The sequence below is a fragment of the Arthrobacter sp. UYP6 genome (assembly GCF_040547315.1).
In the GTDB taxonomy this organism is placed as follows: Bacteria; Actinomycetota; Actinomycetes; order Actinomycetales; family Micrococcaceae; genus Arthrobacter_B.
The window spans coordinates 34,594-51,393 of the sequence record NZ_JBEPPM010000007.1; the positions used below are offsets into that span (position 1 = coordinate 34,594).

Here is a 16,800-nt window from a genome sequence, read left to right on the forward strand (position 1 = left end):
GCCGCAGAACGCGCCGTCCTTCTCTGCCTGTTCGGTTATGACCTTGCAGTCACACCGGTACGGGTCCGGGCTCATGCCGCGACCGCGCCGTCTTCGATGGTGATTCCGAAGTCACCGGTCTCGTCCACCATCTCGATCCACACCTGGTAGTCGTTGTCGACGGCCATTTCCTCGATGAGCTGCAGGTTGGTGGAGTCCAGCAGGGACCCGTCAGCAATGCGGATGACGCGCAGCCCGGGGTTCAATGCGATGGCCATGGCGAGGGAGACACGCAGCTGCTCGGCGCCGGACGCCTGCTTGAACGGCACACCCTGGTATGTGACGCCGTCAGTGTCGAAGCCGAGGCCGTCCACCGGGAACGTGGCTGTGGCCAGCCCCTCAGCCTTGCGCTTGTCGATGGAGCCCAGCTGCGCAGTCAGGAACTCCGCGTCACCCTGCAGTGTGGACAGCCGGTCGCTCAGTTCGCGGTGAGCCTTCGCCGCCCGGACGCCAGCGTTGATCTTCTCGGCGTTGTCGATCTGCGACTGGATTGCCTCGAGGTCGGGAGCCTCAGTGGCCGCCCAAGCGTTGAACCGGTCGCGTGCATCGGCCAACACCTTCTCTGCGTCCGCAAGCTGGGCTTTCAGCGCCGTCACCTGGTTGAATGCTGCGTCGTAGGCGCGGTTGACCTCGGTGCCCTGTGTGAGTGTCGCCTGCGCTTCTCGGTACTGGGTGAGCAGCGCGGAGACGCTGACCTCTTCGGCAGGCACATCTTCGGGGATGGTGTATCCGGCGGTCTGGCTCTGCAGCTCCTTGACCCTGCGGTTCACATCGGTGCGCTCCGTGAAGACCTTTGCACGCTCCACCTCGAGCTTGGTCGGGTCGAACGGTAGCTCGACCAGGTCGAGCAGGGTCTTGAGCTGCTCCTTCTCAGACAGCTGCGTGAAGGCCAGCGGGTCCAGTGACAGGCGGCCGAGCAGCTGGTCCAGCTTGGCCTGCCCCTTGGAGAAGGTCGCGCCGTCCTTGCCCTTCACAGTCAGTTTCGACGTCGCGCCGGAGAACGTGCGGGTGGCGATCAGGTCCTCCGTTTCCAGCACGATGAATGCTCCGTCCTCGCCGTCACGGATTGGGCGGGGGAGTGCCTTCGTGTTGTTCCCACCAAGCACCGCGGTGATGGCGTCTAGGACCGAGGTCTTGCCCTGCCCATTGCGGCCGGCAATAACGACCAGGTTGCCGTCCGGGCTGATTTCAACGGCGCGCAGACGCTTGAAGTTGTTGGCTTCCAGCTTGATGATCTTGCTCATTTGTTTCTCGATTCTTCGTGGATTGGGTGGGTGCAATTGGTGTCAGGAATGGTCTGGATTTGCGGGCCGTCCGGGCCGTGGCTGTGGACGATCCGGCAGGTGCAGGCGGTCATACCCGCCGCCAGGGTCGGCAGACGCCCATGATGCTGGCGACGAAGCCGAGGAGGATCACGCTGTCCGGGATCATGCTGCGGCGCTGATCTGGTGAGCCGCAGCAGAGAAACGCTTCCGGTCGATGTGGAGGCCGCTGGGCTGGAGCTGCAGGCCCTCGGACTGCTCGCCGTAGCGGTTGATGTGGGCGGACTCGAGGCCGGCAGCGGTGAGTGCGCCATCCACGGCCACGTTCAAAGAACCCTCGTAAGCGTCCCGGCGGTCGTGCGGCTGGTCTCCCCAATAGATGTCCATGAGGCCTTCGAATGCGTGGAGTGCGTCCACGATGTAGTCGCGGAAGTCGAGGGTGTCGTTCCCACCGATCTGCCAGGCGAGTTTGCGGGTGAAGTCCCGGAACACGCTGTTCTCGGGGTCGACCTCGCCGTTCTCGACGCCGTGCTTGTTGTGGAACTTCCCGGTGAGCTGGCGGACAACAATGTCAGCCTCAACACGGTTGAGCGGTTCGGTATGCTGGGTGGTGGTCATCAGTACTCCTAAAGGGTTGATGGCTGTGAAGTCCTCGGGTCGCACCCCGGGGGCTTCTTTATTTGGTGGGTCAGGCTGCGGCCTGCAGGGAGTCCATGTAGGACTCCAGATCTGATTCCCGGTAACGGACCAGGCTGTGGCGTTTGTTGCCGAGCTTCACGTAGGCCGGCCCTTCCTGCTTGTACCGCCAGTTCTCGACAGTGCCGGGTGCTACGCCCAGCGTCTGGGCGACTTCCTCGGTGGTCAGGAGCTTTCCCATCAGGCAGCCGCCTCTGCCTGTGAGAGTTCGGTTTGCAGTCGCTGGAGACCCTTGGCCGTGATCCGGAGCTGCGGGGGAGCGAGCATCTCGCCGGCGGAGCGCTGAATGACGAACGTGCCGACCTTTTCCGTCAGCAGGCCCTGGTCAACCCGGTTCTGGTACGGCCGGTTGTTCGCGTCGACCCAACGGTTCGCCCTCAGCCATCCGAACAGACGGTTCCGGCCGATCTGGATGTTGTGGTCCCGGCACAGGACTTGGGCTGCGTCTCGGACGTCGAGGTCTCCCTTTGCACTGGCGAGCTTCTCCCACGCTGTCGCCGGCCCGGCCAACTCCTGCACCTTCGACTCGGCCAGCTTCCGCGCCTGGTACTCAGCGATTCGGGCCACCTCCGCCTCGCGGGCCATGTCAATCAGCTCGAGGCGAGAGATTTCCTTGACCGCATATGCGCCGGTCTTTCGGATCTGCGGGAGCACGTCGTGAGTGATCCACCGCTTGAAGGCTTTCGCCTCCGGCTTCCGGCTCCGCAGGACCAGTGAGTACATGCCGGCCTCTGTTACGTAGGCCATCTGCTGGGCGCCACCAAGGGTGTCGGTATTAGCGACACCCTTCTCGTCATCATCAAGTCCAGCGAGCGTGTCGCGGGGATTGCGGATGTCAAGGACGGCGCAGAGGTCGTTGGCGATGAAGCCGGGTTCCCCATCGACGGTGACGGTGCGGACCGGGTGGTCCTGATAGTCGAAGGCTTGGATCGTGCTCATGTCAGTCTTCTTCCGGTTCGGTGAGCGGGAGTTTCAGTGTCCGCTCGAGTTCGAGTAGTGCGTTGTGCAGGACATCTGCGCTTGCCTGGCCGAAGCGAGAGTCTTCGATCAGGTTCCGCAAGTCCTGGGTGGGTGTGGCTGAGACCATAGTTTTCATGCGGCGATCGGTTCCCTATGGGTAACACTTCGTGAAGCACTGGTGGATATTTCGGGCACAAAATAAATATCCAGGGGTACGTCGAGTGCCTCGCAAATCAACTCGGCAGTCCGCCCACTCTGCACTGACTGGGTCCGGCCAAGAACAAGGTTGTCGATGGTGCCCGGCGAGACCTCCGCATACTTGGCCAAGCGGCGGTTCGAGAATCCCTTTCGGTCCATCCGTTCGATCAGGCTGTCTCTGGCTACCAGTTTCATTCGCATACCTGTGGGCCATCTCCTTCGGGTGGTGCGGGCGGGCTTCCTTATGGTCAATTCAACCACTCCTTAGGCGGTGTCGTCAAGTACTAGGTAATGAAACAGTACCTAAGGTTAGGCAGTCTGACAAGTCCCAATTACAAGTTCCTTTTAGGGCCCAGTAAGGACGGGGAAGAATCTTCAACAATTTACTTAGGCATCAAGCGGCGCTGGATGGTTAACTACCCTTAGGCATTGCCTAACTTTTACTCCTCGCCAAACCCCCGAACTTCATGGAAGCTGTGGATATGCAGAACGAATTGACGCTCAGTCGCCTCATCAACCTGGCCCGCCGCGGCGGCGAGGTTTCCTATGAGCGACTGTCGAAGGCATGCGGGGGAACGCCCACCGCCAAGCGTCTCCATCAGTTCGAGAATGGTGAGCTAAAGAATTTTCCGGACCCGGAAACTCTCCGTGCTCTGGCGCGAGGAACCGGATTCAGCATCACGGAAATCATCATGGCCGCCGGTCGCTCCCTCGGGCTCCCGGTAACGGATGATGACCCAGACACGCTCCGCATTTATGGCATCTCACAAGCGCCGGAGAAGGTAGTCAACCTGCTCAGAGACCTGGGCCGGGAAGTTGCCCAGCTGGCCGCCGAGGCGTCAGCGGCCGAACCAGCAGCACACGAAGACCTCACGAAAGACATGCTCGGCCTGGCCGCCCACAAGGGCGACCGGAATATCAGCCCTGACGAACTGCCTTACGAATAGGAAAAAGATGCTCGAGTCCTTCCCCGCCCAGGGAATCCAGAACCTGCTGCTGAACCGCAAGGGGGACCGCAGCTACGACCGGCTCGCCCGTGACACCGGCGGCGCACTATCCAGTAAGCGCCTGCAGCAACTGGCCACCACGCCCATGCGCAACTTCCCGGACCCCAGCACCATCAAAGGACTGGCAAAGGCCCTGCACTCCACCAACAAGGAAGTGCTCCACGCCTGCGCCGAGTCCATGGGTATCGAGGTCGCGGGCGAGGAGCGCACAAGCCTAGAACTGCCCGGCGCCCGCACCCTGCCTGCATCCTCTCAGGAGCTCCTACTGGCGATGTCCGAGGAGATGCAGGAACTCAACCAGCACTCGGAAATCGTCGCAAGCTGAACTATTACTCGAGTGTCACCGGAGTCACCTACCGTTAATGCCCATGAAGCTAGACAAAATTGCAGCTGACTTGGGGGTCAGCGTCCGGGAGGGTCCCGTGCCCACCGGGTGGTGGGGAGCCTATGACTGGCGAGACCACTCCATCACCCTCGTCCCAGGGCTGGCGCCCATCCAGTACAAACACGTATTCGCCCACGAACTCGGGCATGCCTTCTATAGGCATGTCGGCACCTCGCACAGGATGGAGGAGCAGGCCTCGATCTGGGCAGCCCATCAACTCATCGACACTCCTGCGTTCCTCGAGGCAGCATTCGGTGCGGACACCCACATCGGTATCGCAGCAATCCTGGAGGTCATGCCGGCCGACGTCGAGACATATCTCGGCTCAATGGATGACCGAATATTCGAACAACTCATGGAAGTAATGAGCACCATCAAATCCTGTTAGGAGCAAGTCATGCCACGCACCGGGCGTCCAACGCTGGCGATTGGGTCTCATGGGAATATCTCCGCGAAGGAGATCAAGGAGAAGACCAAGACGACGCCGGCCGTCTGGCGTGCGCAGGCCTGGGCCCGGGGCCGGGACGGGAAGCGCAAGCTCATCACCGCCCAGGGGCGAACGAAGACGCTGGCAATATCGGCCCTCAATGACAAGCTGAAAGCCGCCAACGGCGGCGGCGACCGCACCCTCAATGCGTCCTCCCGGGTAGAGGATCTGGCAGAGAAGTGGTACCCGACGTTGAAGCGGTTGAAGCGCGCACCCGGAACCATGGATGTGTACAGGCAGGCACTGGATGCCCACATCATTCCTCTCCTTGGAGACATCCGCTTGCATGAGATCACGACGGGCAGGATTGAAGACTTCATTACTGACGTCAGCGTCCCCCGGATGGTGAAGATGGTTCGCAGTAACGGCCGGCCGATGGCGGTGCAGCGCGGCGGCCCGCACGCGGCGAAGGCTTGCCGCGTGGTCCTGTCCTTGATGTTTTCCCTGGCGGTGCGTTACGACGCACTTCCGTCGAATCCTGTGCGCGAATCAACCCGTCCGGAGCTGCCGGAAACTACGATCCGGGCGCTCACCCTGGACGAGGTGAATCTACTGCGCGTGAATGTCATCAAATGGCAGAAGTCGGACGGGCATAAGTCTCAGGACCTGTCCGACAAGGTTGACCTCTTTGTCGCGACGGGCCTGCGCCCGGGGGAGTTATTGGCGCTCCGGTGGGAGGACGTGGACCTGCGCGCCATGCCTCCGACGATATATGTCACGGGTACAGTCCGCCGGACAACGAGCACAGGGCTGTACCGGCAGCCCTTCCCGAAGTCTGAGCATGGTGTCCGGGTGCTGACCTTGCCGACGTTTGCGGCGACGATGCTGGCCGGTCGCAAGCTGGCCGATGATCCCGTCAAGAATCCGACTGGGCTTGTTTTCCCTTCGCAGCGCGGCGGTGTGGTGGACCCAGCCAATTTCCGCCGGCAGTGGCGGTCGGCCCGCGGGGAGGAGTTTGAGTGGGTAAAGCCGTCGTCCTTCCGGAAGGCTGTGGCAACCCTGCTAGAGCGCGAGTCGGGCTCCGTGGTGGCGTCGAAGCAGCTGGGGCACTCCTCGGATGCGATCACGCGCCGCTATTACATCGAGCGGAACCAGCTGGCGCCGGATTCGACGCACGTCCTGGACCAGTTCGCGCCGCTCCCGAAGCGGCTTGGCTAGTCTTCATTTGGTCATCACAAAGTCTTCACAAAGTCCGTGGATGCCTGTGAACTCGCGTGGTTTTGTGTGGAGTCTTCAGTGGCCCAGCGGTCCGCGCTTGTGGCCTTGCGGGGACTGCTGGGGTTATGCGTGGAAACGAGGCGCATAATCCGTGGGTCGTGGGTTCAAGCCCCACCAGCCCTACGCGCAGGAAAGCCGCGGCACAAGAAATTGGTGCCGCGGTTTTTTGCTGTCCGGACCGCCGGATCCAACGTGTTGTACATCATGTTACTCGCGGGTAACATGGGGAGGACCGGCTTCACGGCCCCGGATCACTGATGATCAGCAGCGAAGGATAATTCTCCATGGCAACTCTCGACGTCGACAACCTCCCCTACGCGGACGGCGACTTCTATGCATTTGAGGACCTGCTCTCGGACAAGGAGCGGGACCGCCTCCATGAAGTCCGGGCGTGGCTGAAGGCCGAGGTAACCCCGCATGCGGCCGACTGGTGGAACGCCGGGGAATTCCCGCACCACATGATCCCCAAGATTGCTGAACTGGATGTCATGAGCCCGGTCTACCGCCAGGGTCACTCCAATCTCTTCGCCGGCCTCTGCCACGCTGAGTTCACCCGCGCCGACACTTCGTTTGCCACCTTCATGGGTGTGCACGACGGACTCTTCACCGGCTCCATCGAGGCACTGGCGTCGGAGGAGCAGAAGGCGGCCTGGCTGCCGGACATCTATTCGATGAAAAAGATCGGCGCCTTCGGCCTGACCGAGCCGCTGGGCGGATCCGATGTGGCCGGCGGAACCCGTACCACCGCGCGCCGCGACGGTGACAACTGGATCCTCAACGGCGAAAAGCGCTGGATTGGCAACGCCACCTTCTCCGACTGGGTAGTCATCTATGCCCGGGACCTGGCCGACAATCAGGTCAAGGGCTTCCTGGTGGATACCAAGACCGAGGGCTACACCGCCACGAAGATCGAAAACAAGATTGCTCTGCGCACGGTCCAGAATGCTGACATTGTCCTGGACAACGTAGTGGTCAGCGATGACTTCCACCTCAAGGGCGCCAACAGCTTCCGGGACACCAACAAGGTCCTCAAGGTCACCCGGCTGGCTGTTGCCTGGCAGGCAGTGGGCCAGCAGATGGCCGCCTTCGACGTGGCCCGCAAGTATGCCGTGGAGCGCCATCAGTTTGGCAAGCCGCTGGCCTCCTTCCAGCTGGTGCAGGAACAGCTCGTCAAGATCCTGGGCAATACCGTCAGCTCTCTGGGGATGATGGTGCGTCTGGCACAGCTGGAAGACCTCGGTCAGGCCAAGGACGAACAGTCGGCGCTGGCGAAGGCCTTCACCACCGCCCGCATGCGCGAATCAGTGGCCATGGGCCGCAGCATCCTCGGCGGCAACGGCATTGTCACGGACTACGGTATGGCCAAGATCTTCGCCGATGCCGAAGCCATCTACTCCTACGAAGGAACGTACGAGATCAACACCCTGGTCACGGGCCGCGCGATCACCGGTGTGGCGGCGTTCGTTTAGGACCCTTCTGGCATGCAGCGCGGCCGGTCCCTTCGGGGCCCGGCCGCACTGCTTTTAAGCACTTGCACAAAACTGCACTCGCACAATAAATGCACTGCCTGAGAACCGCACTGCCTGAGAACCGCACTGCTTGAAAACCGCACTGCCAGAAAACGGCGTTCCTTAAGCGGCGCTGTCTCAAAACTGCAGGGGCAGGAGGACGGACGGCCGACGGTCCGTCACGAAGTTCAGCGGATTAACGTACTCGCCGTTGAGCCGGACTCCCCAATGCAGGCAGGAGGCCGGGCAGTGGGCCGACGATGGCGAGCCGGAAACGGTGCCGATCGCTTCCCCTTCGGCTACCGTGTCCCCGGTTCCTCTCGACGCGTCCACCGGTTCAAAGCTTGCGAGCAGGCCACCGCCCAGATCCACGGTCATGACCGGACGGTTTACCACCCATCCGGCAAAAACCACGGTTCCGGCCGCGGGACTGAGGACAGGCGCTCCGGGAGGCGCAGACAAATCCACTCCCCGGTGGCCGGCAAGCCACCGCTTCGGCGGCGCTTTGAAAGGCCGCATAACCTTTGGCTCGGGGGAGAGCGGCCAGCTCCATGCCGGCTCATACGCAGCCGCGGGCTGTGGGGAAAACGGGCCGGCCCCAACTTCTCCGGCAGCTGGAAGGCCGCCTCCGGCCAGCAGTCCAACCAGCAACAGGGCGGCTAGCCTGCTCGGCGGAGGGGCGATCCGTCTGCCGGCAGCGGCTGTCCAGCGGAATCTGTGCCGGAGCGGGGAAGTGTCCATGGAGCCATCGTGCGGTAGCCGGCCGCCGTCGTCGGGCCTTCACCGGCACTGGTGGATAACTTTGCCTGCACCCGCCCGGTTTATGCACTGGGGGAGGACGGAAGTGCCCACAGGCTGGTGTATAGTTGACGAAGCAGTTTGCTGTGCCATGTTCCCTGCCTGCAGGGAGGAGGCCGTCCCGCGTTTCACCGATACGCAAGCGGTTTTCGGCTCAGGAGACTGACTACGCGTGCCCCAATTATCCGTGACTTTCCTTCTGGAAAACACGGGTGCCTTTCCATCGGTCCGGTAAGCCGGCAGGGAAGGCATGCTGATTCAGCTGATGGGCGCCAGGAGCTTCGCCCGCCCGGGCGTACAGCTATCAACCGTCAATTGGCAGCAGGGTTTCCGTGCTTCGGCACGCCTACTGCTGCCGGAAGGAGTGACGACATGCCCGTCGTTACAATGCGCCAGCTGCTCGACAGCGGCGTCCACTTTGGACACCAGACCCGTCGCTGGAACCCGAAGATGAAGCGATTCATCTTCACCGAGCGCAACGGCATCTACATCATCGACCTGCAGCAGTCGCTGTCCTACATCGACCGTGCCTACGAGTTCGTCAAGGCCACCGTTGCCCACGGCGGAACCGTTCTCTTCGTCGGTACCAAGAAGCAGGCTCAGGAAGCCATCGCCGAGCAGGCCACCCGTGTTGGCCAGCCGTACGTGAACCAGCGCTGGCTCGGCGGTATGCTCACCAACTTCCAGACCGTTGCCAAGCGCATCCAGCGTCTGAAGGAACTCGAAGAAATCGACTTCGACGATGTTGCCGGTTCCGGCCACACCAAGAAGGAACTGCTGCTGCTCAAGCGCGAGCTCACCAAGCTGCAGACCAACCTCGGCGGCATCCGCAACCTGACCAAGGCTCCGTCCGTGGTCTGGATCGTTGATACCCAGAAGGAACACCTCGCCATTGACGAGGCCAAGAAGCTGAACATCCCCGTTGTTGCCATCCTGGACAGCAACTGCGATCCCGATGACGTTGACTTCCCGATCCCGGGTAACGACGACGCCATCCGCTCCGTCAACCTGCTGACCCGCGTTATCGCCGACGCCGTTGCTGAGGGCCTCATCGTCCGCCACAACAAGTCCGGTAACACGGAAGCTCCGGCTGAGCCGCTGGCAGAGTGGGAGCGCGAGCTCCTCGAGGGCGCAGCTGCCCCCGCCGCTGATGCAGCTCCGGCTGAAGAAGCAGCTCCCGCCGCTGAAGCAGCTCCGGCTGCCGAGGCTCCGGCCGAAGCCGCTGCTGAAGCCCCCGCCGCGGACGCAACAGAGAAGTAAATAGAAGTTCCCTGGATCACCACTGCCAGCCGGCGGTGATCCGGGGTATCTGCTGGCGCGGCTGGCCGGAATTATCCGGCCAGCCGCTCTGGCGGAATCTGACCAAAACTTATAACGGGAGGACTGGAGTCCAAATGGCGAACTACACCGCTGCTGATATCAAGGCTCTGCGCGAGCGCACAGGCGCCGGCATGATGGATGTGAAGAAGGCTCTCGACGAGGCCAACGGCGATGCCGACAAGGCCATGGAGCTCATTCGCATCAAGGGCCTGAAGGGCGCTACCAAGCGCGAAGGCCGCTCCACCGCTGAAGGCCTGGTTGCTGCCAAGGTCATCGACGGCACCGTGGGCGTCATGGTTGAGCTCAACTGCGAAACCGACTTCGTTGCCAAGTCGCCTAAGTTCATCGAACTGGCCGACAAGGTCCTGGCCGCTGCCGTGGAGTCCGCTGCTGCTGACGCCGAGACGCTGCTGGCCTACAACGTAGACGGCAAGCCGCTCTCCGAGGTTGTCGTCGAAGAAGGCGCAATCCTGGGCGAGAAGATTGTTGTTCGCCGTGTTGCACGCATCGAAGGCAAGACCGTTGATGCTTACCTGCACAAGACCTCCAAGGACCTGCCTGCGCAGGTTGGTGTCCTGTTCGCCGTTGATGGCGACAGCGACGAGGCCAAGACGGCTGCACACGACATCGCCGTGCACACTGCCGCTTACGCTCCCACGTACCTGACGCGTGAAGAAGTTCCCGCCGAAACCGTGGAGAACGAACGCCGCATCGCTGACGAGACGGCTCGCGCCGAGGGCAAGCCCGAAGCCGCGCTGACCAAGATCGTCGAAGGCCGTCTGACCGGTTTCTTCAAGGAAATCGTTCTGCTGGACCAGCCGTTCGCGAAGGACGCCAAGAAGACCGTGGCGAAGGTTCTCGAAGAGGCCGGCACCGCACCGACCGGTTTCGCCCGTTTCCGCGTAGGCGCCTAGCCCACAAGGCACTGGACCTGACGGACACGTCATCATGAACAAAAGGGGCGGCCACCTTGGTGGCGGCCCCTTTTGTTTGCCCAAAACTGCTCTCTAACCTAAGAACCAAGAACATTTCCTATGCCCGGGAGGCACCATGGCCCACGTCCTGAAAGACATCGATTCGACGCGACGCCGCGTACTGCTCAAGCTCTCCGGCGAAGTTTTCGGTGGCGGAAAGCTCGGCGTAGATCCTGACACTGTGCGTGCCGTCGCCAAGCAGATCGCGGCAACGGTAGGCGAAGTGGAAGTTGCCATTGTGGTGGGCGGGGGGAACTTCTTCCGGGGCGCGGAGCTTTCGCAGAGCGGCATGGACCGATCCCGTGCGGACTACATGGGCATGCTCGGCACCGTCATGAACTGCCTGGCGCTGCAGGACTTCCTGGAGCAGGCCGGCGTTGAGACCCGTGTGCAGAGCGCCATCACCATGGGACAGGTGGCTGAAGCCTACATTCCGCGGCGCGCCATCCGGCACCTGGAAAAGGGCCGCGTGGTGATCTTCGGAGCCGGCGCCGGCCTGCCGTACTTCTCCACCGACACCGTGGCCGCGCAGCGGGCGCTTGAGGTGCACGCGGACGAGGTCCTGATGGCCAAGAGCGGCGTTGACGGCGTCTACACCGCAGATCCCAATAAGGACCCCAGCGCCACCCGCCTGGAAACGCTGACGTATGACGACGCCCTGCGCCAGGATATCCGCGTGATGGATCAGACAGCCATGACCATGTGCAAGGACAATGACCTGAACATGGTGGTCTTTGGCATGGAAGGTGAGGGCAACGTCACCCGCGCCATCCGCGGCGAGAAGATCGGCACCGTCGTTTCGAACTAGCCTGCCGTGTCCGGTGTGTGTCCCTTCCGGACCGGCCGGACGGGCATCCTGCTCGCCCACCGGCTTGGGGTAGGGGAGCTCGGTGCAGGGAACCCTGAGCCTTGTGGCTTAGGATGAATAAGAGAGCCCAGCCACCACCGCGTGGACATTTTTTTGGATGTTAGGAGACACCATGATCGACGAAACCTTGAAAGAGGCCACCGACAAAATGGACAAGGCGGTGGAAGTAGCCAAGGAGGATTTCTCGACGATCCGCACCGGCCGCGCCACCCCCGCATTGTTCTCCAAGGTCCTGGTGGATTACTACGGTTCTCCCACGCAGCTGCAGCAGCTTGCCTCCTTTGGAACGCCGGATGCCCGCACCCTGCTGATCACCCCGTACGACGTTTCCGCACTTCGCGCCATTGAGCGTGCGCTGAGCGATTCCGAGGTTGGCGCCAACCCCTCGAACGACGGCAAGGTCATCCGGGTCATCATGCCGGAGCTGACCCAGGATCGTCGCAAAGAATACGTCAAGATCGTCAAGACCAAGGGCGAAGATGCCAAGGTCTCGGTCCGCAACATCCGCCGCAAGGCCAAGGATGCACTGGACCGCCTGGTCAAGGACGGCGAGATTGGTGAGGACGACGGCGCCCGTGCCGAGAAGGACCTCGACGCGCAGACCAAGGCCCACACAGAGGCCATTGATGAGCTGCTCAAGCGCAAGGAAGCCGAGCTGCTCGAGGTCTGATGAGTAACGACCAGCCTCCGAACAAGGCTGGCGGTACGTCCCTTGAGACTGATCCGGCAGCAAAGGCCACGGACATGAGCGCTACCGATGGAACCGGTTCCCCCGAACGGGCGAAGGCACCCAAACGCGGAGCGGGGAGGGCGCCCAAGGCGCCAGCCAAGCCTTCGAAAGCCGGGCGCAACCTGCCGGCCGCCATCGCCGTCGGCGTGGTGCTCGTGGGCGCACTGTTGTCCGGGCTGCTGTTCTTCCCCTTTGCCGTAGTGGCCATCGCCACGGTTTTTGCCGCCGTCGGCGTCTGGGAAGTCAGCCGGGCGCTTGAGGTCCGCAACATCAAGGTGCCCATGGTGCCGGTGCTTGTGGGAACTGTGGCGTTGCCTTTTGCCGCCTATTTTGGCGGCAGCGAGGCGCTTGCCTTTGCCCTCGTGGGTACGGTTGTTGCGATCCTGCTCTGGCGCACCATCGATACGGCTGAAGATGCAGTGCGGAGTATCCTCGCCGGCATCTTCGTGGTGTTGTGGGTTCCGTTCCTGCTGAGCTTTGCAATGTTGCTGTTGGGGGAGCCCGGCGGCCAGCTCCGCGTAGCGGTGCTGCTTCTGCTGGTCGTTTCCAATGACACCTTCGGGTACCTGGTGGGGGCGATCTTTGGAAAGCACCCCATGGCGCCCAAGATCAGCCCCAAGAAGTCCTGGGAAGGTTTCGCCGGCTCGGCGGCCGGCGCCACGGTGGTCGGAATCGTGGCGGCCCTGTACTTCCTGGACCAGCCGTGGTGGTTTGGCCTGGTGCTGGCAGTGGCGACGGTTGCCGCTGCCACGGCCGGAGACTTCTCGGAGTCCATGATCAAGCGCGAACTTGGCGTCAAGGACATGTCCAACCTGCTGCCCGGGCACGGAGGAATTATGGATCGGCTGGACTCGATAGTCTTTGCCTCACCCGTGGTTTTCATGCTCTCGGTACTCCTGGTGCCCGGGGCGTAGCGGCAGTCACGCACACGGGCCGGTGCTCCGGCGGCGGGCCGCAGTTCTGCCTTGCCGGCCTCGCAGGAGCGGCAACGTAGGATAGTTACAGGTTTTCCAACAGTCTCGGCAAGCGGCATGACCACAGAGGAACAGTTAAGACATGGACGAAGCGCGGCAGGCCAGCGCCCCTTTCGAGCGTGTGGGGCGTCGGGAATACGGGTACAACACCCGTCAGGTTGACGAATTCCTGGCGAAGGCCCGGAGCTATTACAACGGCGACAGCCCGGAAGCGAAGGCCATTACCAGCCGCAGCGTCCGCTCCATGGCATTTGATCCGGCCAAGGCCGGGTATGAGCCGCAGGCCGTGGATGCAGCGCTGGACCGGCTCGAAGACGTTTTTGCACAGCGTGAAAGAGATCAGCTGATTCAGGACAAGGGTGAAGAAGCCTGGCTGCTGCAGATCGGCCGCACATCGGCGGTTCTTCGGGGCAGGCTCCACCGCAAACCCGGGGAGCGGTTCCGCCGTCCCAGCAAGCGGAACGTGCCCAGCTACAACGTCGAAGATGTTGACGCGCTCTGCAATGAGCTGCTCGGATACTTTGAGAATGACAAGCCGCTGAGCGTGGATGTGGTGCGCCGTGCGGTCTTCCGTGAGGCTAAGGGCCCGCAGGGATACGAGGAAACGCAGGTTGACGCGTTCCTGGACCGGGTTGTGGAACTGATGGCTTCGATCGATTAGTTAGCCGTTCCACAGGTTCGGGTTAACTGGGCCTATCCGGATATCCTGTCTAGCGCCGCCGTTCGGGCGTGTGCAGCCGGGCCAGGATCTTGGCGGCGCCCGCGGGAGCCGCTCCGGGCCGCAGCCGCGAGACCACCATGGTCACGGCAAACGCCGCCGGCACCGTCCATGCCGCCGGCTGTTCCAGCCAGACCGGCGCTCCCCGGCCCGCTGTGGCCAGCACGCCGCCGGCCACCATGGCACCTCCGCAGAGCACCGCGCCCGTCACCATCCCGGCCACAGCGCCGGGCGAGGTGAGCCCGCGCCACCAGATTCCCAGGACCAGCAGCGGGCAGAGGGTTGAGGCCGTGAAGGCAAACACCATGCCCACGCTGCCCGCCAGGGCCTGCGAACTGGTGAGCAGCGCCAGCCCCAGGGGCACGACGGCGGCCAGAACGGCTGCCAGCCGGAACCCGCCCACACTGCCGCGGAAGAGCTCCTGGCTGAGGACTCCCGCCAGGGACACCACCAGGCCGCTGGTGGTGGACAGAAAAGCAGCAAAGGCTCCGGCCGCCACAAGCGCCGACAGCAGATCTCCCACGGCGCCGTCGAACACCCGCCCCGGTAGCAGCAGCACCGTTGAGTCTGCCCCTCCGGCGGCCAGCTCCGGGGTGTAAACGCGGCCCAGCACCCCGTAAATAATGGGGAAAACATAGAACAGCGAGAGCAGGCCCAGCACAATCAGGGTGGTCCGCCGGGCGGAGGTTCCATCAGGATTGGTGTAGAAGCGCACCAGCACATGCGGCAGGCCCAGGGTGCCGCAGAGCAGCGCAATGCTCAGCGAAATGTTCCGGTACAGGGAAGCATGCGCCTGGGGATCCAGGGCGGCCGCAAAGGCTGAGCCACCGTCGGTCCAGGGCAGGCCATCGCTGGAGAGCCGGAAGAGGACAAAGAGCACAGGCACCGCAATAGCCGCCAGCTTGAGCCAGTATTGGAACGCCTGCACAAAGGTGATGGAGCGCATCCCGCCCGTCATCACGCTCAGGCAGACCACCACCACCACGGCCACTGAACCGACCCAGCCGGGCAGTCCGGTGGTGATCCGGATGGTCAGTGCGGCGCCGTGCAGCTGCGGCACGATATACAGCCAGCCGACGGCGATGACCAGCAGGCTGGTGATCCGGCGTGCGGGCAGCGACTCCAACCGGGCCTGGGCAAAATCGGGAATGGTGTAGGCCCCGGACCGGCGCAGCGGAGCCGCGACGAACAGCAGGAGCATCAGGTAGCCGGCCGTGTAGCCGATCGGAAACCACAGGGCATCCACCCCGGAGACCAGGATCAGTCCGGCCACTCCGAGGAAACTCGCGGCGGAGAGGTACTCTCCGCCGATGGCCGAGGCGTTCCACCATGGCCGCACGGTCCGGGACGCCACGTAGAAATCTCCGGTGGTCCGCGAAATGCGCAGCCCGTACACACCGATGAGTAGCGTGACCGCGGTAACCGCAGCCAGCGCAACGTAACCGGCTGCCGGGTTCACGTCCGTATCCCGGCGGGTCTAGACATCATCGACCAGGTCCAGGAACCGCTCTTCATTGCGGGCCGCGCTGCGTACATAGAGTGCGCCGCAGACAATGACCAGGGGATAAACGCCGGCACCCAGCAGGAACCAGGGCATCGGAACCGTAAACAATGTCAGGTCGGCAATCACGGGCAGAAACGCCAGGAGCACCGGAACACCCAGCAGGATCAACATGAAGCCCCCGGCAACCACCAGGGCCAGCCGTAGCTGGGAACGGATCAGCGAGCCGATGAACAGCTCACCCACTTCGGTCTGCTCATCCAGTTCCCGGGACACTGTGTAGGAGTCCGCCGGCACGGCCGCGGTGCGCGGAGCGGTAACCCGAACACGCGGCGGCTGCCCGTTCGGAGCCGTTGAAGCAGGCCTACCTGCAGCGGGCTCCCGAGTCATGAGCGGGGCCGCACCCGGCTGGCCGCGAGCGTGCTGCGCACTCCGGGCAGGTGGCGCCGGCTGACCGGTAACTCCGCCGACCCAACGCTGATACTTGCCCGCCCGCCGGCCACCCGCACCTGCCGGATGTGTGCGCGGGACACAAGGTAGGAACGGTGGATGCGCACAAAACCGGCCTCCGCCCACTGGTCTTCGAGCTCAGCCAGCGGAACCCTGATCAGATAGGAGGCAGCATCAGTATGCAGCCGGGCGTAGTCACCCTGGGCCTGGACATACCGGATGTCCTCGCGCCGGATGATGCGGGTGGTGCCGCCCTGGACCACGGTGACGACGTCGCTGTCCCCGGCCGCCGCTTCGGCCACCAGATCACAGATCCGGCGCACGGATTCGGCGAGGCGCTCGGGGCGGACCGGTTTGAGCAGGTAGTCCACGGCCGCGAGGTCGAAGGCCGCCAGAGCCTGTTCCTCGTCCGCGGTCACAAACACCAGGGCTGGAGGGCGGACCTTGGCGCCCAGCACCCGGGCAATGTCCAATCCGGACAGCGCCGGCATGTGGATGTCCAGGAACACCGCGTCCACCGCATGGTGTTCCACCAGATTCAGCGCCTGGGCGCCGCTGGAGGCCCGGTGGATTTCGCCCACGCGGGAATCCCTGCCGAGCAGGAACGCCAGCTCGTTGACGGCGGGCAGCTCGTCGTCGGCCACCACCACGCAGATCTGCCGTGTGCTGGGCTTTACGGGAGCGGACATGTGAATCAGGTTACAAGA

21 protein-coding genes are annotated in these 16,800 nt (G+C 63.1%); 11 read left to right on the top strand and 10 right to left on the bottom strand.

Going from position 1 to position 16,800, the window contains the following annotated elements:
• Positions 1 to 71 precede the first annotated feature (71 nt).
• From ABIB35_RS07605 to ABIB35_RS07630, 6 genes are all read right to left on the bottom strand, one after another.
• Entirely contained in the window at positions 72 to 1,283 is a 1,212-nt protein-coding gene (locus ABIB35_RS07605; RefSeq protein WP_354180248.1) for an AAA family ATPase, read from the bottom strand.
• 183 nt (positions 1,284 to 1,466) lie between these two features.
• Positions 1,467 to 1,919, bottom strand: coding sequence for a hypothetical protein (locus ABIB35_RS07610; RefSeq protein WP_354180250.1), 453 nt, complete (start codon positions 1,917 to 1,919; stop codon positions 1,467 to 1,469).
• Positions 1,920 to 1,989: 70 nt separating this feature from the next.
• Entirely contained in the window at positions 1,990 to 2,178 is a 189-nt protein-coding gene (locus ABIB35_RS07615) for a helix-turn-helix transcriptional regulator (protein WP_354180252.1), read from the bottom strand.
• Complete coding sequence (locus ABIB35_RS07620) at positions 2,178 to 2,936, bottom strand: BRO family protein (protein WP_354180254.1); 759 nt, start codon at positions 2,934 to 2,936, stop codon at positions 2,178 to 2,180. The genes ABIB35_RS07615 and ABIB35_RS07620 overlap by 1 nt, the downstream gene beginning before the upstream one ends.
• A gap of 1 nt (position 2,937) precedes the next feature.
• Positions 2,938 to 3,093, bottom strand: a complete 156-nt coding sequence (locus ABIB35_RS07625) for a hypothetical protein (RefSeq protein WP_354180256.1) — start codon at positions 3,091 to 3,093, stop codon at positions 2,938 to 2,940.
• Positions 3,090 to 3,350: a helix-turn-helix domain-containing protein gene (locus ABIB35_RS07630; protein WP_354180257.1), complete on the bottom strand. Its 261-nt coding sequence runs from the start codon at positions 3,348 to 3,350 to the stop codon at positions 3,090 to 3,092. Before ABIB35_RS07630 ends, ABIB35_RS07625 begins: the two co-directional genes overlap by 4 nt.
• A gap of 287 nt (positions 3,351 to 3,637) precedes the next feature.
• On the opposite strand from ABIB35_RS07630, the gene ABIB35_RS07635 reads away from it, so the two are divergent.
• The 5 genes from ABIB35_RS07635 to ABIB35_RS07655 all read left to right on the top strand — a co-directional run bounded on the left by ABIB35_RS07635 (position 3,638) and on the right by ABIB35_RS07655 (position 7,721).
• Positions 3,638 to 4,102 carry a hypothetical protein gene (locus ABIB35_RS07635; RefSeq protein ID WP_354180259.1) on the top strand — a complete coding sequence of 155 codons (465 nt, stop codon included), beginning with the start codon at positions 3,638 to 3,640 and terminating at the stop codon, positions 4,100 to 4,102.
• Positions 4,103 to 4,109: 7 nt separating this feature from the next.
• The gene (locus tag ABIB35_RS07640; protein WP_354180260.1) at positions 4,110 to 4,487 is read left to right on the top strand and encodes a hypothetical protein; all 378 of its coding nucleotides are present in this window, start codon (positions 4,110 to 4,112) and stop codon (positions 4,485 to 4,487) included.
• A 43-nt stretch (positions 4,488 to 4,530) separates the two neighbouring features.
• The gene (locus tag ABIB35_RS07645) at positions 4,531 to 4,935 is read left to right on the top strand and encodes an ImmA/IrrE family metallo-endopeptidase (RefSeq protein WP_354180262.1); all 405 of its coding nucleotides are present in this window, start codon (positions 4,531 to 4,533) and stop codon (positions 4,933 to 4,935) included.
• A 9-nt stretch (positions 4,936 to 4,944) separates the two neighbouring features.
• A complete protein-coding gene (locus tag ABIB35_RS07650) occupies positions 4,945 to 6,192 on the top strand; it encodes a tyrosine-type recombinase/integrase (RefSeq protein WP_354180263.1) in 1,248 nt (415 codons plus the stop codon).
• A 344-nt stretch (positions 6,193 to 6,536) separates the two neighbouring features.
• On the top strand, positions 6,537 to 7,721 hold the full coding sequence (locus ABIB35_RS07655) for an acyl-CoA dehydrogenase family protein (protein WP_354180265.1): 1,185 nt from the start codon (positions 6,537 to 6,539) through the stop codon (positions 7,719 to 7,721).
• 177 nt (positions 7,722 to 7,898) lie between these two features.
• Here the strand turns inward: ABIB35_RS07655 and ABIB35_RS07660 are convergent, their stop codons facing one another.
• The gene (locus ABIB35_RS07660; RefSeq protein ID WP_354180267.1) at positions 7,899 to 8,501 is read right to left on the bottom strand and encodes a M23 family metallopeptidase; all 603 of its coding nucleotides are present in this window, start codon (positions 8,499 to 8,501) and stop codon (positions 7,899 to 7,901) included.
• Between the two features lie 429 nt (positions 8,502 to 8,930).
• Between ABIB35_RS07660 and rpsB the strand changes: the two genes are divergently transcribed.
• From rpsB to ABIB35_RS07690, 6 genes are all read left to right on the top strand, one after another.
• Entirely contained in the window at positions 8,931 to 9,818 is an 888-nt protein-coding gene (rpsB, locus tag ABIB35_RS07665) for a 30S ribosomal protein S2 (RefSeq protein ID WP_354180268.1), read from the top strand.
• A 134-nt stretch (positions 9,819 to 9,952) separates the two neighbouring features.
• Positions 9,953 to 10,792 carry a translation elongation factor Ts gene (tsf, locus tag ABIB35_RS07670; protein WP_354180270.1) on the top strand — a complete coding sequence of 280 codons (840 nt, stop codon included), beginning with the start codon at positions 9,953 to 9,955 and terminating at the stop codon, positions 10,790 to 10,792.
• Between the two features lie 136 nt (positions 10,793 to 10,928).
• Complete coding sequence (pyrH, locus tag ABIB35_RS07675; RefSeq protein WP_354180271.1) at positions 10,929 to 11,660, top strand: UMP kinase; 732 nt, start codon at positions 10,929 to 10,931, stop codon at positions 11,658 to 11,660.
• A 172-nt stretch (positions 11,661 to 11,832) separates the two neighbouring features.
• Positions 11,833 to 12,390: a ribosome recycling factor gene (gene frr / locus ABIB35_RS07680; RefSeq protein ID WP_354180272.1), complete on the top strand. Its 558-nt coding sequence runs from the start codon at positions 11,833 to 11,835 to the stop codon at positions 12,388 to 12,390.
• Positions 12,391 to 12,464: 74 nt separating this feature from the next.
• The gene (locus ABIB35_RS07685; RefSeq protein WP_354180273.1) at positions 12,465 to 13,364 is read left to right on the top strand and encodes a phosphatidate cytidylyltransferase; all 900 of its coding nucleotides are present in this window, start codon (positions 12,465 to 12,467) and stop codon (positions 13,362 to 13,364) included.
• A gap of 142 nt (positions 13,365 to 13,506) precedes the next feature.
• On the top strand, positions 13,507 to 14,085 hold the full coding sequence (locus ABIB35_RS07690; RefSeq protein ID WP_354180275.1) for a DivIVA domain-containing protein: 579 nt from the start codon (positions 13,507 to 13,509) through the stop codon (positions 14,083 to 14,085).
• Positions 14,086 to 14,134: 49 nt separating this feature from the next.
• On the opposite strand, the gene ABIB35_RS07695 is transcribed toward ABIB35_RS07690, so the two are convergent.
• From ABIB35_RS07695 to ABIB35_RS07705, 3 genes are read right to left on the bottom strand one after another with little or no spacing between them, the layout of a single operon-like run.
• A complete protein-coding gene (locus tag ABIB35_RS07695) occupies positions 14,135 to 15,601 on the bottom strand; it encodes a sodium/solute symporter (protein ID WP_354180277.1) in 1,467 nt (488 codons plus the stop codon).
• Between the two features lie 18 nt (positions 15,602 to 15,619).
• Entirely contained in the window at positions 15,620 to 16,033 is a 414-nt protein-coding gene (locus ABIB35_RS07700) for a DUF485 domain-containing protein (protein ID WP_354180278.1), read from the bottom strand.
• On the bottom strand, positions 16,030 to 16,782 hold the full coding sequence (locus ABIB35_RS07705) for a LytR/AlgR family response regulator transcription factor (RefSeq protein WP_354180280.1): 753 nt from the start codon (positions 16,780 to 16,782) through the stop codon (positions 16,030 to 16,032). The genes ABIB35_RS07700 and ABIB35_RS07705 overlap by 4 nt, the downstream gene beginning before the upstream one ends.
• Positions 16,783 to 16,800 lie beyond the last annotated feature (18 nt).

Excerpts from the sequence above, each read along its gene's own strand:
- ABIB35_RS07640 (WP_354180260.1), top strand. The coding sequence starts at position 4,110 with ATGCTCGAGTCCTTCCCCGCCCAGGGAATCCAGAACCTGCTGCTGAAC.
- rpsB (WP_354180268.1), top strand. The coding sequence starts at position 8,931 with ATGCCCGTCGTTACAATGCGCCAGCTGCTCGACAGCGGCGTCCACTTT.
- ABIB35_RS07650 (WP_354180263.1), top strand. The coding sequence starts at position 4,945 with ATGCCACGCACCGGGCGTCCAACGCTGGCGATTGGGTCTCATGGGAAT.
- ABIB35_RS07630 (WP_354180257.1), bottom strand. The coding sequence starts at position 3,350 with ATGAAACTGGTAGCCAGAGACAGCCTGATCGAACGGATGGACCGAAAG.
- ABIB35_RS07685 (WP_354180273.1), top strand. The coding sequence starts at position 12,465 with ATGAGCGCTACCGATGGAACCGGTTCCCCCGAACGGGCGAAGGCACCC.
- ABIB35_RS07605 (WP_354180248.1), bottom strand. The coding sequence starts at position 1,283 with ATGAGCAAGATCATCAAGCTGGAAGCCAACAACTTCAAGCGTCTGCGC.
- ABIB35_RS07635 (WP_354180259.1), top strand. The coding sequence starts at position 3,638 with ATGCAGAACGAATTGACGCTCAGTCGCCTCATCAACCTGGCCCGCCGC.
- ABIB35_RS07645 (WP_354180262.1), top strand. The coding sequence starts at position 4,531 with ATGAAGCTAGACAAAATTGCAGCTGACTTGGGGGTCAGCGTCCGGGAG.
- ABIB35_RS07690 (WP_354180275.1), top strand. The coding sequence starts at position 13,507 with ATGGACGAAGCGCGGCAGGCCAGCGCCCCTTTCGAGCGTGTGGGGCGT.
- pyrH (WP_354180271.1), top strand. The coding sequence starts at position 10,929 with ATGGCCCACGTCCTGAAAGACATCGATTCGACGCGACGCCGCGTACTG.
- ABIB35_RS07620 (WP_354180254.1), bottom strand. The coding sequence starts at position 2,936 with ATGAGCACGATCCAAGCCTTCGACTATCAGGACCACCCGGTCCGCACC.
- ABIB35_RS07615 (WP_354180252.1), bottom strand. The coding sequence starts at position 2,178 with ATGGGAAAGCTCCTGACCACCGAGGAAGTCGCCCAGACGCTGGGCGTA.
- tsf (WP_354180270.1), top strand. The coding sequence starts at position 9,953 with ATGGCGAACTACACCGCTGCTGATATCAAGGCTCTGCGCGAGCGCACA.
- ABIB35_RS07655 (WP_354180265.1), top strand. The coding sequence starts at position 6,537 with ATGGCAACTCTCGACGTCGACAACCTCCCCTACGCGGACGGCGACTTC.
- frr (WP_354180272.1), top strand. The coding sequence starts at position 11,833 with ATGATCGACGAAACCTTGAAAGAGGCCACCGACAAAATGGACAAGGCG.
- ABIB35_RS07610 (WP_354180250.1), bottom strand. The coding sequence starts at position 1,919 with ATGACCACCACCCAGCATACCGAACCGCTCAACCGTGTTGAGGCTGAC.
- ABIB35_RS07625 (WP_354180256.1), bottom strand. The coding sequence starts at position 3,093 with ATGAAAACTATGGTCTCAGCCACACCCACCCAGGACTTGCGGAACCTG.
- ABIB35_RS07660 (WP_354180267.1), bottom strand. The coding sequence starts at position 8,501 with ATGGACACTTCCCCGCTCCGGCACAGATTCCGCTGGACAGCCGCTGCC.
- ABIB35_RS07700 (WP_354180278.1), bottom strand. The coding sequence starts at position 16,033 with ATGACTCGGGAGCCCGCTGCAGGTAGGCCTGCTTCAACGGCTCCGAAC.
- ABIB35_RS07705 (WP_354180280.1), bottom strand. The coding sequence starts at position 16,782 with ATGTCCGCTCCCGTAAAGCCCAGCACACGGCAGATCTGCGTGGTGGTG.